The organism is Actinobacillus ureae ATCC 25976 (assembly GCF_000188255.1).
Lineage (GTDB): Bacteria > Pseudomonadota > Gammaproteobacteria > Enterobacterales > Pasteurellaceae > Actinobacillus > Actinobacillus ureae.
In genome coordinates this window covers 1,202,467-1,217,937 of the sequence record NZ_GL831080.1, presented here as the reverse complement: position 1 = coordinate 1,217,937, position 15,471 = coordinate 1,202,467, and the positions used below count along the sequence as shown (strand labels likewise).

At 40.9% G+C, this 15,471-nt stretch carries 11 protein-coding genes, 3 pseudogenes and 2 riboswitches; of the genes and pseudogenes, 7 read left to right on the top strand and 7 right to left on the bottom strand.

Going from position 1 to position 15,471, the window contains the following annotated elements:
* Positions 1–168: 168 nt before the first annotated feature.
* The 3 genes from hisC to argA all read left to right on the top strand — a co-directional run bounded on the left by hisC (position 169) and on the right by argA (position 4,035).
* The gene (gene hisC, locus HMPREF0027_RS05705) at positions 169–1,263 is read left to right on the top strand and encodes a histidinol-phosphate transaminase (protein WP_005622930.1); all 1,095 of its coding nucleotides are present in this window, start codon (positions 169–171) and stop codon (positions 1,261–1,263) included.
* A gap of 15 nt (positions 1,264–1,278) precedes the next feature.
* Complete coding sequence (gene aroA / locus HMPREF0027_RS05700) at positions 1,279–2,577, top strand: 3-phosphoshikimate 1-carboxyvinyltransferase (RefSeq protein ID WP_005622928.1); 1,299 nt, start codon at positions 1,279–1,281, stop codon at positions 2,575–2,577.
* A 144-nt stretch (positions 2,578–2,721) separates the two neighbouring features.
* Entirely contained in the window at positions 2,722–4,035 is a 1,314-nt protein-coding gene (argA, locus tag HMPREF0027_RS05695; RefSeq protein WP_005622927.1) for an amino-acid N-acetyltransferase, read from the top strand.
* A gap of 154 nt (positions 4,036–4,189) precedes the next feature.
* Here the strand turns inward: argA and HMPREF0027_RS05690 are convergent, their stop codons facing one another.
* Positions 4,190–5,086 carry a LysR family transcriptional regulator gene (locus HMPREF0027_RS05690; protein ID WP_005622926.1) on the bottom strand — a complete coding sequence of 299 codons (897 nt, stop codon included), beginning with the start codon at positions 5,084–5,086 and terminating at the stop codon, positions 4,190–4,192.
* Between the two features lie 141 nt (positions 5,087–5,227).
* On the opposite strand from HMPREF0027_RS05690, the gene topA reads away from it, so the two are divergent.
* Positions 5,228–7,837, top strand: coding sequence for a type I DNA topoisomerase (gene topA, locus HMPREF0027_RS05685; RefSeq protein ID WP_005622925.1), 2,610 nt, complete (start codon positions 5,228–5,230; stop codon positions 7,835–7,837).
* Positions 7,838–7,899: 62 nt separating this feature from the next.
* On the opposite strand, the pseudogene HMPREF0027_RS11970 reads toward topA, so the two are convergent.
* The 6 genes and pseudogenes from HMPREF0027_RS11970 to moaA form a co-directional block, all read right to left on the bottom strand.
* A pseudogene (locus HMPREF0027_RS11970) lies at positions 7,900–9,695 on the bottom strand (tRNA(Met) cytidine acetyltransferase TmcA domain-containing protein).
* On the bottom strand, positions 9,695–10,186 hold the full coding sequence (gene ybeY, locus HMPREF0027_RS05670; RefSeq protein WP_005622922.1) for an rRNA maturation RNase YbeY: 492 nt from the start codon (positions 10,184–10,186) through the stop codon (positions 9,695–9,697). The pseudogene HMPREF0027_RS11970 and the gene ybeY overlap by 1 nt, the downstream one beginning before the upstream one ends.
* An 81-nt stretch (positions 10,187–10,267) precedes the next feature.
* Positions 10,268–10,723, bottom strand: coding sequence for a molybdopterin synthase catalytic subunit MoaE (gene moaE / locus HMPREF0027_RS05665; RefSeq protein ID WP_005622921.1), 456 nt, complete (start codon positions 10,721–10,723; stop codon positions 10,268–10,270).
* Positions 10,724–10,969, bottom strand: coding sequence for a molybdopterin synthase sulfur carrier subunit (gene moaD, locus HMPREF0027_RS05660; protein ID WP_005597031.1), 246 nt, complete (start codon positions 10,967–10,969; stop codon positions 10,724–10,726). It lies immediately after the preceding gene.
* Positions 10,970–10,990: 21 nt separating this feature from the next.
* Positions 10,991–11,467, bottom strand: coding sequence for a cyclic pyranopterin monophosphate synthase MoaC (gene moaC, locus HMPREF0027_RS05655; RefSeq protein WP_005597027.1), 477 nt, complete (start codon positions 11,465–11,467; stop codon positions 10,991–10,993).
* Positions 11,468–11,767: 300 nt separating this feature from the next.
* On the bottom strand, positions 11,768–12,790 hold the full coding sequence (gene moaA / locus HMPREF0027_RS05650) for a GTP 3',8-cyclase MoaA (protein ID WP_005622920.1): 1,023 nt from the start codon (positions 12,788–12,790) through the stop codon (positions 11,768–11,770).
* A riboswitch (molybdenum cofactor riboswitch) is annotated at positions 12,779–12,973 on the bottom strand. Its footprint overlaps the gene before it by 12 nt.
* 187 nt (positions 12,974–13,160) lie before the next feature.
* On the opposite strand from moaA, the pseudogene HMPREF0027_RS05645 reads away from it, so the two are divergent.
* From HMPREF0027_RS05645 to HMPREF0027_RS05635, 3 genes and pseudogenes are all read left to right on the top strand, one after another.
* Positions 13,161–14,275, top strand: a pseudogene (locus HMPREF0027_RS05645) (NapC/NirT family cytochrome c).
* A 7-nt stretch (positions 14,276–14,282) separates the two neighbouring features.
* Positions 14,283–14,453, top strand: a riboswitch (molybdenum cofactor riboswitch).
* An 18-nt stretch (positions 14,454–14,471) separates the two neighbouring features.
* Positions 14,472–14,870: pseudogene (locus tag HMPREF0027_RS05640) on the top strand (molybdopterin-dependent oxidoreductase); the annotation flags it as partial.
* An 88-nt stretch (positions 14,871–14,958) separates the two neighbouring features.
* Positions 14,959–15,363 (top strand): DUF423 domain-containing protein, encoded by a 405-nt coding sequence (locus HMPREF0027_RS05635; RefSeq protein WP_044024308.1) that lies wholly within the window; start codon positions 14,959–14,961, stop codon positions 15,361–15,363.
* Positions 15,364–15,471 lie beyond the last annotated feature (108 nt).

Below are 15,471 nucleotides of genomic sequence, written 5' to 3'. Positions count from 1 at the left end.
AGATTGGATAGCCTTTTTTATATGGATATGATTTTACGCCAGCTAGCTGAAGAATTAATCGTGTATTAATATCTTTCCGGTTGTAACGTATTTTTTACTGGTAAAGATTGGAATTCTCTAATACAATCCAATAATAACTTCAATAAAAATAATGTTACAGAGGTAAAAATGCAATTTCTCAACATCGCCAATCAGGGCGTGAAATCCCTTTCTCCTTACCAAGCCGGTAAACCGATTGAAGAATTGGAACGTGAGCTTGGTATCAGCAATATTATTAAACTGGCTTCTAATGAAAATCCGTTCGGATTTCCGGAAAGTGCAAAACAAGCAATTATTAATCAATTAAATGATCTCACTCGTTATCCGGATGCAAACGGCTTTGAATTAAAAGCGGCTATTTCAAAAAAATTCGGCGTACAAGTGAATCAAATTACCTTAGGTAACGGTTCAAATGATTTATTAGAATTATTTGCGCATACTTTTGTTGGTGAGCAAGATGAAATCATCTATTCGCAATACGCCTTTATCGTTTATCCATTAGTCACTAAAGCGATTAATGCGGTGGCACGTGAAATTCCGGCGAAAAACTGGGGGCACGATTTAGATGCGTTTCTTGCTGCAATCAATGAAAAAACAAAACTAATTTTTATTGCCAATCCGAATAATCCGACCGGCAATTTCTTAACCGAGGCGAAAATTGATGCGTTTTTAGCGAAAGTACCGGCAAATGTGTTGGTAGTTCTCGATGAAGCCTATACTGAATTTACAGACGCTTGCGAGCGTGTCGATTCATTCGTTTTATTGGCAAAATATCCGAATTTAATTGTGTCTCGCTCACTTTCAAAAGCTTATGGACTTGCCGGACTCCGTATCGGTTATGCGGTTTCTAATGCGGAAATTGCCGATTTATTAAACCGTGTACGTCAGCCGTTTAACTGCAATAGCCTTGCATTGGCTTCAGCGATTGCGGTGATGAATGATGATGCTTTTGTGGAAAAAGTCGCGGAAAATAATCGCCAAGAAATGCAACGTTACGAAGCTTTCTGCCAAGCACAAGGTTTGGACTATATTCCTTCCAAAGGCAACTTTATTACGATTGATTTCAAATGTCCGGCGGCACCGATTTATGAAGCCTTGTTACGTGAAGGCGTAATTGTTCGTCCGATTGCAGGTTATGGTATGCCGAGTCATTTACGTATCAGTATCGGTTTACCGCAAGAAAATGACCGCTTGTTTGCCGCATTAGTAAAAGTATTAGGCTAATTTAAGAGAATACAGATGGAAAAAATTACATTAGCACCGATCAGCCGTGTTGAAGGCGAGATTAATTTACCCGGTTCAAAAAGCCTTTCAAATCGAGCGTTATTATTAGCCGCATTAGCGAAAGGCACGACTAAAGTTACCAATTTATTGGATAGTGATGATATTCGTCATATGCTCAATGCGCTAAGAGCATTAGGGGTGAATTATTCATTATCGGAAGATAAAACGATTTGTACCGTTGAAGGTATTGGCGGTGTATTTAACTGGCAAAACGGCTTATCGTTATTTTTAGGTAATGCAGGTACGGCAATGCGTCCGTTAACCGCCGCATTATGTTTAAAAGGTACGGCTGAAGCGGAAGTTATTTTAACCGGTGAACCTCGTATGAAAGAGCGTCCGATCAAACACTTGGTTGATGTACTTCGCCAAGCTGGTGCAAGCGTTCAATATTTGGAAAATGAAGGTTATCCGCCGGTAGCGATCCGAAACAGTGGCTTAAAGGGCGGAAAAGTACAAATTGACGGTTCAATTTCCAGCCAATTTTTAACCGCTTTACTGATGGCGGCACCGCTTGCCGAAGGTGATATGGAAATTGAAATTATCGGTGAACTGGTATCAAAACCATATATTGATATTACCTTAGCGATGATGAAAGATTTTGGGGTAAATGTTGAGAACCAAAATTATCAGACTTTTGTGGTAAAAGGTAACCAAAGCTATATTTCGCCGGAGAAATACTTAGTGGAAGGAGATGCCTCATCTGCGTCTTATTTTTTAGCCGCCGGTGCAATTAAAGGTAAAGTGAAAGTCACTGGCATTGGTAAAAATTCTATCCAAGGTGACCGCTTGTTTGCGAATGTACTGGAAGCAACGGGGGCTAAAATTACTTGGGGTGACAATTTTATCCAAGCGGAGCAGGGGGAGCTTAAAGGTGTAGATATGGATATGAACCATATTCCGGATGCTGCAATGACGATTGCGGCCACTGCATTATTTGCAGAAGGCGAAACCGTGATTCGCAATATTTATAACTGGCGTGTCAAAGAAACCGATCGTTTAGCAGCGATGGCAACCGAATTGCGTAAAGTGGGAGCGAGCGTGGAAGAAGGTGAAGATTTTATTCGTATTCAACCTTTGCCGTTAACTCAATTCCAACACGCAGAAATTGCCACTTATAATGATCATCGTATGGCGATGTGTTTCTCGTTGATTGCGTTGTCTGATACACCGGTGACGATTTTAGATCCGAAATGCACGGCAAAAACATTCCCGACCTATTTCAGTGAATTTGAGAAGTTGTCGGAAAGAACATAAAGCGATCATAAGCGGTTAAATTTGTGAAAAAATTTGCAAACTTAACCGCTTTTTTATGTATGGATGTAAACTTTAATTCATTTAAATTGCATAAATATTCAATTTGGTATAAATTTACTAGAAATAAAGAATAATGAGGAAATTATGCGTGACACAGAATTAGTCCAGTGGTTTAGACAATCCACACCTTACGTAAATATGCACAGAGAGAAAACCTTTGTGATTATGTTAGACGGTAATGCGATTGCTCACCCGAATTTTATTAATATCACCAACGATATTGGTTTACTCCATAGCTTAGGTATCAAGTTAGTGATCGTGTTTGGGGCTCGTTGCCAAATTGATGAGCTGTTGGCAAAAAATCAGATGAGTTCCGATTATCATAATAACATTCGTATTACCGATAGCAAAACATTAGAAGTAGTGAAGCAAGCGGTTGGCGGATTACATTATGATATTTTTTCTCGTTTGTCATTGCGTCTGCCTAACTCTCCGGTCTTAAATGTGGTGAGTAGCAATGCAGTGTTAGCACAGCCGTTAGGTGTAATTGATGGTGTGGATTACGGTTTAAGCGGTAAGATTCGTCGGATTAATATCGAAGGGATTCAGCAACAATTAGCACAGGATTCGATAGTGGTTATCGGTCCGATAGCTCCTTCAGTGACCGGTGAAATGTTTAATTTACCGTTTGAGGAGATCGCAACGCAAATTGCAATCAAGCTAAAAGCCGATAAGTTAATCGGTTTCTGTGATCAACAAGGGATCTTGGATCAAAGCGGCAATGTATTGTCGGATTTACACCCACGTGAAGCCAAACGTTATTTAACGCAATTTATTGAGTCCGGACAATACCACAATTCCGCTGCGCGTTTTTTACAAGCAGCAATCGAAGCCTGCCATGCCGGCATTAAACGTTCGCATTTGCTGAGTTATAAAGAAGACGGCTCATTACTTCAAGAGTTGTTCTCTCGTGACGGTATCGGGACACAGTTATCGGAAGAGAGTTCAGAAAATATTCGTTTGGCTACTTCGTTTGATATTCCCGGTTTGTTAAATCTGATTCGTCCGCTTGAAGAACAAGGGATTTTGGTTAAGCGTTCTCGCGAACAGCTGGAAATGGAGATCAGTAGCTATACGATTATTGAGCGTGACGGTATTGTGATTGCTTGTGCGGCACTGAATCATTATCCGGAAGAAAAAATGGCAGAAATGGCGTGTGTGGCGGTACATCCTGATTATCGAGATTCATCACGAGGTGATGTGTTATTAGAAGCGATTAAACGTAGAGCTTATAAATTACAGGTCGAGAAATTATTTGTCTTAACCACTCGCACAACACAGTGGTTCCAAGAGCGAGGCTTTGTGGTATCCGGTACGGAAGATTTACCGAAAGAGAAACGAGAACATTACAATTACCAAAGAATGTCAAAGATTTTGATTTTAGAGCTTAACCAATAGCGATTGAATATATGACCAATATAATGAAGGTGCGAGAGTTCTCCTCGTGCCATTTTATCTCCTCAAAAATGGCAAAGGTACGAGTAAAGGCACTTGTGCCGGCTGGTGTAGATAGCATCAATTTTGCAAAATATTGTATAAATTTGACCGCTTGTTACTTCGTTAAATATTGCTGTCTTTCTTGCATAAGTTTACTCAAAAACTCAATCAATACTTTTACCTTAGGTGATAAATAGCGTCGATGTGGATATAAGATACTGATATCAATGGAATTCTGTTTATACTGTGGTAAAACTTCCACCAAGTTACCGGCAGTCAGATCATCTTTGGCTAAAAAGAGCGGTAAATTGACAATACCTTGCCCGGCTTTTGCCATCTGTAAGAGTGCATAGCCGTTATTTGAGAGGATATGTGGTGTCGGTTTAAATTTTATTTTTTGATCATTATCGACAAATAACCACTGTTGGTGGTTTTCATAAAGTAAGCAAGAGTGCTGAGCTAATTGCTCAAGTATTTCTGGTGTACCGTGTTTATCTAAATATTCCGGCGATGCAAGTAGTATAAGTTCTGATTGTGCAATACGTTTTGCTACAATTGAACTATCTTCAAGCGAACCAATTCTTAATACTAGGTCATAGCCTTCCGCAACCACATCAACACGGCGATCACTAAATTCAATATTAAGCTGAATATTGGGATAAGTAGCTATAAATTGACCTAAATAAGGCGCAACAAAGCGCGAACCGAAGTCCATCGGTAGGGAAATTGTGATTTTCCCTTGTAATGTAGAGGTAATATTGCTTACACTATTCTCCGCATCTTTTAATTCGTTAAGGATAGGTAGGCAACGCTGGTAATAAAATAATCCGGCTTCTGTTGGAGTGATCTTACGAGTTGTACGATAAAGTAATCTGACATTAAGATGCTCCTCAAGCTGAGCAATAAGCTTGCTTGCCATTGCCAACGAAATTTGTTCAAGCTGAGCGGCTTGAGTGAAACTTTGTGTTTCTATCACTCGGCAGAAAAGATTAATTGCGTTGAGTTTGTCCATAATTTCTTTCTCTAGATATTGTTTTTTACTATCAGGCTTGCTATTGTCAGCATATTTTGGGTCAATTAGTATCAAATATCAACTAGAAAGAAATAAACGATAATATATTTCTTTAATTATTTACATTTTAGGTAGTTATTAATGGGAAAATCATTGGTTATTGTGGAGTCACCGGCGAAAGCTAAGACAATCAATAAATATTTAGGTAGCGATTATGTGGTTAAATCGAGTGTCGGTCATATTCGTGATTTACCTAAAAGCGGTAGTGAAAGCGAAAAAAACGAGAAAGCAAAACCGATTTCCACCAAAGGCATGACTGCAGAACAAAAAGCAAAATTAAAAGCAGAAAAAGATCGTGCCGCATTAGTCAAACGTATGGGTATCGATCCTTACCATGATTGGAAAGCGAATTACCAAGTGCTTCCGGATAAAGAAAAAGTTGTTTCCGAATTAAAATCCTTAGCTAAAAAAGCAGATCATATTTATCTCGCAACCGACTTGGATAGAGAGGGGGAAGCAATTGCTTGGCATTTACGAGAAGTTATCGGTGGTGATGACGATCGTTTTAGCCGAGTGGTGTTTAATGAAATTACCAAAAATGCTATTCAAAAAGCATTTGAAAAGCCGGATCATTTAAATTTAGACCGTGTAAATGCCCAACAAACACGCCGCTTTTTAGACCGTGTGGTCGGCTTTATGGTATCGCCGTTACTTTGGAAAAAAGTCGCACGAGGCTTATCTGCAGGACGTGTACAGTCAGTTGCAGTTAAACTGTTAGTTGAGCGTGAGCGTGAAATTAAGGCATTCCAACCGGAAGAGTATTGGGAGATTTTAGCCAATACACTGACAGCTAAAGGAAAATTGCCGTTAGACTTAATCGGCTATAGGGGTAAAGAATTCTCGGCAAAAAATCAAAAACAAGCGGATGAAGCGGTAAAAGCGTTACAAGGTAGCAAATTTGTTGTTTCAGAGATTGATAAAAAGCCGACTTCTTCGAAAGCAAGCCCGCCATTTATTACTTCGACATTACAACAAACGGCAAGTACCCGTTTGGGCTTTGGTGTGAAGAAAACGATGATGTTGGCGCAACGTTTGTATGAAGCGGGTTATATTACCTATATGCGTACCGACTCAACCAATTTAAGCCAAGACGCATTAGCGATGGCACGCGGTTATATTGAAAATCAATTCGGAGCCGAGTACCTACCGGCTAAACCGAATTTCTATTCAAGTAAAGAAGGTGCGCAAGAAGCGCATGAAGCGATTCGCCCGTCAGACGTGAATGTAAAAATGTCTGATTTAAAAGGTATGGAAAAAGATGCCGAGCGTCTGTATGACCTTATTTGGCGTCGTTTCTTAGCTTGCCAGATGACACCGGCTCGTTATGATTCAACCAGCCTTACTGTTACGGCAGGCGACTATGAATTAAAAGCGAAGGGGCGTGTATTACGTTTTGACGGCTGGACGAAAGCATTACCGGTACAAGGTAAAACGGCTGAAGACCAAGTGTTACCGGAAGTCGTACTCAATGAAAAATTAGCGTTAGAAGAAGTATTACCTAGCCAGCACTTTACTAAACCGCCGGCACGTTTCTCTGAAGCGGCATTAGTAAAAGAACTGGAAAAACGTGGTATCGGTCGTCCGTCTACTTACGCAGCAATTATTTCAACCATTCAAGAGCGTGGTTACGTGCGTACTGAAAATCGCCGTTTCTATGCAGAAAAAATGGGGGAAATCGTCACTGATCGTTTAGATGAATCATTTAGCGATTTAATGAATTACGACTTTACCGCCAATATGGAAGAAACACTCGACCAAATTGCGGAAGGTAATAAAAACTGGAAAGAAGCGCTTAATAATTTCTTCAAGGATTTCTCTGAGCAGCTTACCAAAGCCGAATTAGATGAGTTAGAAGGTGGGATGAAGCCGAATAGCCTTGTGCCAACGGAAATTGACTGTCCGACTTGCGCAAGAAAAATGGCAATTCGTACCGCTTCTACCGGCGTATTCTTAGGTTGTACCGGTTATGCGTTACCGCCGAAAGAGCGTTGTAAAACTACGATGAATCTGATTCCGGAAGTAGAATTACTCAATGTGTTGGATGAAGAATCGGAAGCAAAAGCCTTATTAGCTCGTAAGCGTTGCCCGAAATGTGATTCGGCAATGGATAGCTATGTGATTGATCCGCAACGTAAATTACATATTTGTGGTAATAATCCGAATTGTGACGGTTACGTATTAGAACAAGGTTCATTCAAAATTAAAGGCTATGACGGTCCGATCGTTGAATGTGATAAATGCGGTGCGGAGATGCACCTCAAACTTGGTCGTTTCGGTAAATACATGGGTTGTACCGCTTGTGATAACACCCGTAAGATTCTGAAAAACGGTGAAGTGGCTCCGCCGCGCGAAGAGCCGACTCATTTCCCAGAACTTAAATGTGAGAAATCGGATGCGTATTTCGTATTACGTGACGGCGCAAGCGGTGTGTTTATGTCAGCGCACAATTTCCCGAAATCACGTGAAACACGTGCGCCGAAAGTTGCTGAATTAGCACAATACCGTGATCGTTTACCGGAAAAATTACAATATCTTGCCTATGCACCTCAGCAAGATCCGGAAGGAAATGAAGCGATTATCCGCTTTAGCCGTAAAGAAAAACGTCAATATGTGACTTCTGAAAAAGACGGTAAAGCGACGAAATGGATTGTGGATTATCTGGACGGTAAATGGCTAGAACGTAAAAAATAAGATCTCTTAAACATAAAACCACCGTAACAAGCGGTGGTTTTTTTATAGCGATTTGCAACGAATTAGCGTGCATATTGTAAGTATTTAGCAACTAGGCTACGCAATTTCTCCAACCATTCTTTTTTGCCTTGAATACTCTCGAATTGTTGCCAGAGATTTGCTAACACGCCATGATTGCGAGGATCTTGCCAGTAAAGACGTGCTAGGCTGACATAACTTGCCGCTAGAGATCGTTGTGCCAATGCAAAACCTTCTATGTTACGCCAATCTTGTGCGTTCATTTGTGTTTGAACAAGCGATCGAATTGGCAAAATATTTTGCAATTCTGCATAAAAAGGCTGTAGCGCTAAATCTCGCTCAAATTGATCAGTAGCTTGTTGTACAAATCTCTGACCTTGCTCCGAAATCGGGTAGAGCATCATCGCACTATGATAGCCACTACTGGCTTCTTTAGTTGGGGTAATTTGCACTAACTGAAAACCGCATTGTTGCCAAAAATGCAACAGATGTTCCGTGAGTCCGAAGCTAACCGAAACATAGTCCACAAGCGGTCGATTTTGCTGAATTTTTTGCAAAATAAAGTCAGAAATTAACCGCTTGCCAATTCCTTGCTGTTGTAATTCGGGTTGCACCGCAATACGTGAAATTCTCACTGAACGCAATTGACAGGCTTCGAGTAAGTTACCTTGGAAGCAAAGGTATTGTGCGACTAAATTGCCTTGTGGGCGACGTTCTCCCCGCCAAATAGCTTCAGCTACTTCAGGCTCCAAACCACCTTCAGGTACAGCCCAAATGCCGCCGACTAAACGCTGATGCGCGGAGAAAGAATGTAGTAACTGATCTTGTGCATCAAATAATCGGCGTAAATCGCTCGGTGTGGTTTTGTAATGTGCTTCCGCCAGTAAATGATAAAATTCAGCATATTGATTGGTTTCGCTTGGTGGCGACATAATCAATAATTCATCAATAAATTGTTCCAACGGATCATGTTCGTCCCAACGTAGCGGTTTAGTCAGTTGCCATTCTCGGTACGGCTTTGTGAGCTGTTGAGGGAGTTTCAGGCTGAAGCCTCGCCCAGTGCCTTCATAATTATGTGTGGTCGTGGTTAACACCACTTTGTCGAAATACTCACAGAGCTGATGTAACATCGGCAACGGTAAACTTGCCGCTTCATCAATAAATAGCCAACTCTTTGCTGCAATTTGGTTTGCCGCAATTTTTTGTAACAGATGATCGGGTGCAAAAAAAGGATATTCTGCGCAGCAGACTTCCAAAAACTAGGTAAGACTGAGTGACTTCTTGCGGTAATTAGTACCGATTCCGTTTGGGCTAACTGCTGGGCTAATTTACCGGCGAGGGTCGATTTGCCTCGCCCACGAGATGCGGTAACCAAGTGAATAGCTGACGAATCAAGCGGTAATTTTTCAAAGATTTCTTGCTGTTGTGGCGTAAGACTCTCGGTGGACAGGTTCTGATATTGAGGCAGACTAAAATTGGTTTCTGCCAGTATTTGAAATTGAAAGCCGAATTTTTGTATCAATGCCTTAAAGTAGCGATAGAAATTCGGCGTAGCAATTACTTTACCGCTATTCCAGCGTTGTGAGTCAAAATCAAGTTGCTGTTCGAGCGTATCCCAGTTCGGGCAAATAAGGTAGAGCGTGCCTTGTGCCTGAATCGTGCCGGCAATAATTGCTAATGCATCTAAGTTAAGACATACGCCGTCTTCAGCACGCATATCATAAATGGCGTAGGGGTGTTCTTGCCCCAAATACTGTTTGGCTTGGGAGAGATTGCCACTATGAATAACAATGCCCCCGTCAAGCGGAGGCATTTCGGCTAAAATCACCAGTTTACGCATTATTCTTCAATCACTTTTTCTGAAATATACGGATCTTCAAAACCTAAACTTTGCATAATTTCGGTTTCTAAACCTTCCATTTCTTCCGCTTCCGCATCTTCAATATGGTCATAACCGAGTAAATGTAACGTGCCGTGAATCGCTAAGTGTGCCCAGTGTGATTCCAATGAAATTTGTTGCTCTTGTGCTTCTTTTTCTACCACGTGACGGCAAATAATCAGATCACCTAATAACGGTAATTCAATGCCTTCCGGCACTTCAAACGGAAACGAAAGCACATTGGTCGGTTTGTCTTTACCACGATAGGTTAAGTTTAATTCGTGACTTTCCGCTTCATCCACGATACGAATCGTGATTTCCGTTTCAGGGAAATCTTCAGTTTGCGCTTTGTGCGCTAACGCACGTTGCACCCATTGGGTAAATTGTTCTAAAGACGGAAGATTTTCACTGTTTTCAGCAGCAATCTGTAAATCAATAATTGGTGTTGTCATAAATTCTCAATATATAAAAAAACGGAATGTTGTCGAATATTATAAACCTTCCGACACATTCCGTGAATCTAAGGGCGTGACTTATTGCCATTTATCCGCTTCAAGTTGGTCACTTTCTCTGCCTTCTATCCAGCGATCACCATCTTGTGTGGTTTCACGTTTCCAAAACGGCGCACGGGTTTTAAGGTAATCCATGATAAATTCGTTCGCATGATAAGCATCGCCTCGGTGAGCGGAACTTACCCCAACCAACACAATTTCATCACCGGTATGAAGTTGCCCAATACGATGAATTACCGCTACACGTTGTAAATCCCAGCGGCTACGAGCCTCATCTACAATTTCTAGGAGTGCTTTTTTAGTCATCGCTGGGTAATGTTCCAGATATAAACCGGATACATTATCGCCTAAGTTCATTTCTCGTACTTTGCCGACAAAAAGCGTGGTTGCTCCCACGCTATGCTGTTCGCTTAACCAACAATAAATCGTATTTTGATCAAAGGTTTCTTGTTGAACTTCGATTAACGTCGTGTGCATTTAACCCCCAGTCACCGGTGGGAAGAATGCTACTTCATCGCCATCTTTGATCGCACTTTCCAACGGTGAAATGCTTTGGTTAATTGCCACTAATAACTTGCCTTTTTCTAATGCTAATTGCCATTTTTTACCTTGTTGGCTTAAATGTTCACGCAACTGTTCGGCGGTTTCAAACTCGGCTGGAACAGTTAAAGCATCAACGCCAACCAATTCGCGTACCTGTGCAAAAAATAAAACGTTAATCATATTTATTCCTAAATTTAATTCTTATTCCGCATTAAATTCACCCGATTTACCACCACTCTTGTGTAGTAAACGAACGTTTTCAATCACCATATCTTTTTGTACCGCTTTACACATATCGTAAATCGTGAGCGCTGCCACGCTGGCAGCAGTGAGTGCCTCCATTTCTACGCCGGTTTTACCGGTTAATTTGCACAGTGATTCGATGCGTACTTGATTGGTTTCCGGTAGAGCTTCAAGTTGTACTTCAACTTTTGACAGGAGAAGAGGATGGCAAAGCGGAATAAGTTCCCACGTTCTTTTTGCTGCTTGAATACCGGCAATACGAGCGGTAGCAAATACATCACCTTTGTGATGGTTACCAGAGATGATCATTTGTAATGTTTCGGCATTCATCGAAACGAATGCTTCGGCACGTGCAACACGGACGGTTTCTTGTTTCATCGAAACATCGACCATATTGGCTTCGCCGTTGGTATTGATATGAGTAAATTGGTTCATAAATAGGTCTGTTTAATTTTTCGTGTAAATTAATATTGAGCTTAATATCAAACTTTTTCTGTCACTTTCTTTGCTTTATCGAAAAGTGTTTTGCAAAGAACTTAATAAAAATAACCGCTTGGGTTCCCTTCTGAACCGCCTGAGCGTGTTGCAATTTGTAGGAACATTTTTCTTGAGCCGTAGGCGAATCTAAAATGTTCCGTTAAGCAAATTTCAACTAAGTGAAGAACAGCGGTGAAGTAGGGTTGCCTTTCTTTTGGTTACTTTTCTTTGGCAACGCAAAGAAAAGTAACAGAGAAACTAGCCGCCGATTGAGGCGAGGTTATTTCGAACGCCACTATCACCGATATGCAAATAGTGATGCTCCCGTTTGCCTTGTAATGCGGCTTTTAAACGTGCTTCCAATTGCGCTTGTTGGGTATCTTCCGAGAGTAAATCTCGCAAATCGATGCCTTCCTCACCGAATAAGCAAAGGTGCAATTTACCGAGTGCCGAAACACGTAGGCGGTTGCAGCTGGCACAGAAATTTTTCTCATACGGCATAATTAAGCCGATTTCGCCTTGGTAGTCGGGGTGCGAAAGCACTTTTGCCGGACCGTCTGATAACGCTTTTGGTTGTAATTGCCAGCCTTCTTGTAACAAGCGTTGCATTACCGACTGACCGGATAAATGCTGTGCTTTGAAAAAACTGTCCATTTCACCGGTTTCCATTAGCTCGATAAAACGCATTTGAATCGGTTTATCTTTAATCCAAGCAAGGAATTTATCCAATTCGGGAGCAGTGTATTGCTTCATTAACACCGCATTCACTTTGATTTTGCGGTAACCGATTTCAAACGCTCTATCAATGCCTTTTAGGATCGATTGCAACTTATTTTCGCCGGTGATTAGCTGAAATTGGCGTGTGTCAAGGCTATCCACACTGACGTTAATATCGGTAATACCGGCTTGTTGCCATAAATCGATATCACGTTCCATACGATAACCATTAGTGGTTAACGCCACTTTTTTAATGCCGTTCGTTTGCGAAATAGTATGTGCGATCTCTAAAAAATCTTTACGTAAAGTTGGTTCACCACCGGTAATACGCACTTTCTCAGTACCAAGATCGGCAAAAGCACGCACAATGCGTTGAATTTCAGATACGCTTAAAAATTGCTGCTTATGGGAAGGCGGTTTATAGCCGTCCGGCAGACAATAATTACAGCGAAAATTGCAGACATCAGTAACGGATAAACGTAAATAAACATATTGTCGTTCAAAGCGATCAATAAGCTGAGAAACATTATCCGCTCCAATGTTTTTAATTGGAATGGATTGCATTGGACACCTTTCTAAACACGAGAGGAACAACAATTTCTTGAAATTCCCTTGAATTAGCTACGTATAAGCTAATTACAGGCATTGCTACCATATTCTTACAGACAAGCGGTTAAATTTAGCAAAAAATTTGCAAAGCGGATCAGATAAGAAGTTAGGTTCACAAGCTCGGAGTCTGTTGATAAATATAAGTTATTATAGAGGTCGGAGAGGTTTTTCGCAATAGTTAGAAAGTGGTATTGCATTCAGATGGCTAAATTTACATACAAAGCTGACAAAAATTGATTTGGTGCAAGCCAATCATTTGGAGGTATGGAAATCTTTACACTACTCCTAAAGGAGTATTTTTTATTTATAAGTGTGTGGGGTAAAAATGTCCAAATTTAAATTATCGCTAGTAAGCGGAGTGTTATGTGTTGTGTTAGGTGCTGCAGCATTGTTTGGCGTACAGTCAGCAATGAAAGCGACCAGTTCTACGGAATTTTGCGTAAGTTGTCATTCTATGAGCCATCCGCAAGCGGAATGGGAAGGTAGTGTCCATTTTTCTAATCGCAAAGGGATTCGTGCCGAATGTTCAGATTGTCATGTTCCTCAAGATGGTTTGCATTATGTAAAAGCTAAAGTTGTTGCATTAAAAGATGTGTGGCATACCTTTGTCACCAATAAATTGCCAGATCAAGAGGCTTATGAAGCGAATCGTTTAGAGATGGCGCAACGTGTTTGGGCTGAAATGAAAGAAACCGATTCGGCAACTTGCCGTAGCTGCCACAGTTTTGATGCAATGATCATCAGTGAACAAAAAGAAACAGCGCAAAAAATGCATAAATTGGCACAAGAAACCAATCAAACTTGTATTGACTGCCATAAAGGTATTGCACACTTTATGCCGGAAATGCAAGTAGATAACAGTGCGGCATTAGGTGAATTAACTAAACACGCCGGACAATTTAGTGCGAGTGACAAAACATTGTATAACTTAGCGATGGCGCCGTCACAAGTCGCACAAGGCGGTGAAATTCGTTTATTACCGTTTGCAGAAGTCTCACAATGGAAAGAGTCCGGTGATAAGGTTGCCGGCACAATTAAAGGTTGGCAGCAAGTGGGGGCGGAAAGCATCATTTATATGGGGCTAGGTCAGCGTATTATGGCGGGCTTAGTGGCAGATGAAGCAAAAGACAAACTCACTGTTCATCAAACAGTTCATGACAATGTAACCAATTCAGATTGGAAGGAAGTGAGGGCTGAAGTGACATTACCAAAAACAGCGTTAACTGCCGATATTCAGGCACTTAATCGTTTCGGTGACAATTTAAATCAAACCCATTGTAGCGGTTGCCATGCGCCGATTGGTGCAGATCACTATACGGCAAATCAATGGATCGGCGTAGTAAATTCAATGAAAGACCGTACTTCAATGTCAGCAGATGATGTACGTGCGGTAACTATCTACAACGTAACGCAAAAGATGTTGCGAGTAGTTCACACTAATTTTATTTAACTTACATGATACCGAGCTTGTATGCCTAAGTCTTAGATAAGGTGTGCAAGCCTGTGGCAAGCGGTCAAAATTCACAAAATTTTTGCAAAATCAGACCGCTTATCACACCAGATAGTAAAGAAATGCGCTATCCCCTCGTGTTTAGAAAGGTGTCAAATTTAACTTAACTTTCAGAGGGGTATGCATATGAAAACTCAAGAAAAAATTAATGCAAGTCGTCGTGGTTTTATTAAAAACACTTCTCTCGGCCTTGCAGGGACATCTTTGGCAGGCGGTGGTGTAAATGCCTTGATTTCAACGGAAGCGGCAGCGGCAGAAATGCAAACTGTGATGACAGCAGCACACTGGGGGGTATTAGGTGTTGTTGTTGAAAACGGTAAAGTGGTTAAATTTGGTCCTGCGATGCCTTCGTCAATCGAGAATGAACTACAAACGGTTGTCCCTGATCAAGTGCACGGTGAAACCCGTGTTAAACACCCAATGGTACGTAAAGGTTACTTAGAAGGTAACAAAGATACGACTTTACGTGGTCGTGATGAATGGATGCGTGTTTCTTGGGATAAAGCGTTTGAATTAGTTGCAAAAAATTACTTAAAATCGACCGCTTACCTATATTATTCTCCCGAGGTTATAGAATAGCTGTTATAGTTAGCAAAATTTTTAAGGAGAAATGATGAAAAATAAATTTATCTTATTTGCGGCAATCAGCGGTTTTTTCTGTATTGCTTTTGGTGCTTTTGCTTCTCATGGACTAGCTAAAATATTAGAGGCAAAAGCGTTAGGTTGGATTGATACCGGTCTTCAATACCAAATGTTTCATACCTTAGCTTTATTGGCTTTAGGTTTGTTCCAATTGGTAAATTCCTCACAAAATCCGCCCGCTTGCAGAGCGAAAGCCTTAAACATTATCGGTGGAAGTTGGATATTAGGTATTTTGTTATTTAGTGGAAGTTTGTATGCGTTAGCATTATTTGGACAGCGATTATTTGTGTGGAGTACACCACTTGGAGGCGTATTTTTTATGATTGGCTGGGCTGCGTTAATTTTTGTAAGTTTACGTGCTAAAAAAACCGTCTAATTGGTTAGAATAGGCGGAAAACATTGTTTTTTTATGGTGTCAGATTTATTGACATAACAATGAAATCAACGCTAGAATGATTCTATTTCCCTTCAGCAAAAGAGAGGC

Bases quoted from the DNA above. Each gene is read 5' to 3' on its own strand.
- hisC (WP_005622930.1), top strand. From the start codon at position 169: ATGCAATTTCTCAACATCGCCAATCAGGGCGTGAAATCCCTTTCTCCT.
- moaA (WP_005622920.1), bottom strand. From the start codon at position 12,790: ATGCAATCCATTCCAATTAAAAACATTGGAGCGGATAATGTTTCTCAG.
- ybeY (WP_005622922.1), bottom strand. From the start codon at position 10,186: ATGACAACACCAATTATTGATTTACAGATTGCTGCTGAAAACAGTGAA.
- moaC (WP_005597027.1), bottom strand. From the start codon at position 11,467: ATGAACCAATTTACTCATATCAATACCAACGGCGAAGCCAATATGGTC.
- moaE (WP_005622921.1), bottom strand. From the start codon at position 10,723: ATGCACACGACGTTAATCGAAGTTCAACAAGAAACCTTTGATCAAAAT.
- topA (WP_005622925.1), top strand. From the start codon at position 5,228: ATGGGAAAATCATTGGTTATTGTGGAGTCACCGGCGAAAGCTAAGACA.
- moaD (WP_005597031.1), bottom strand. From the start codon at position 10,969: ATGATTAACGTTTTATTTTTTGCACAGGTACGCGAATTGGTTGGCGTT.
- argA (WP_005622927.1), top strand. From the start codon at position 2,722: ATGCGTGACACAGAATTAGTCCAGTGGTTTAGACAATCCACACCTTAC.
- HMPREF0027_RS05635 (WP_044024308.1), top strand. From the start codon at position 14,959: ATGAAAAATAAATTTATCTTATTTGCGGCAATCAGCGGTTTTTTCTGT.
- aroA (WP_005622928.1), top strand. From the start codon at position 1,279: ATGGAAAAAATTACATTAGCACCGATCAGCCGTGTTGAAGGCGAGATT.
- HMPREF0027_RS05690 (WP_005622926.1), bottom strand. From the start codon at position 5,086: ATGGACAAACTCAACGCAATTAATCTTTTCTGCCGAGTGATAGAAACA.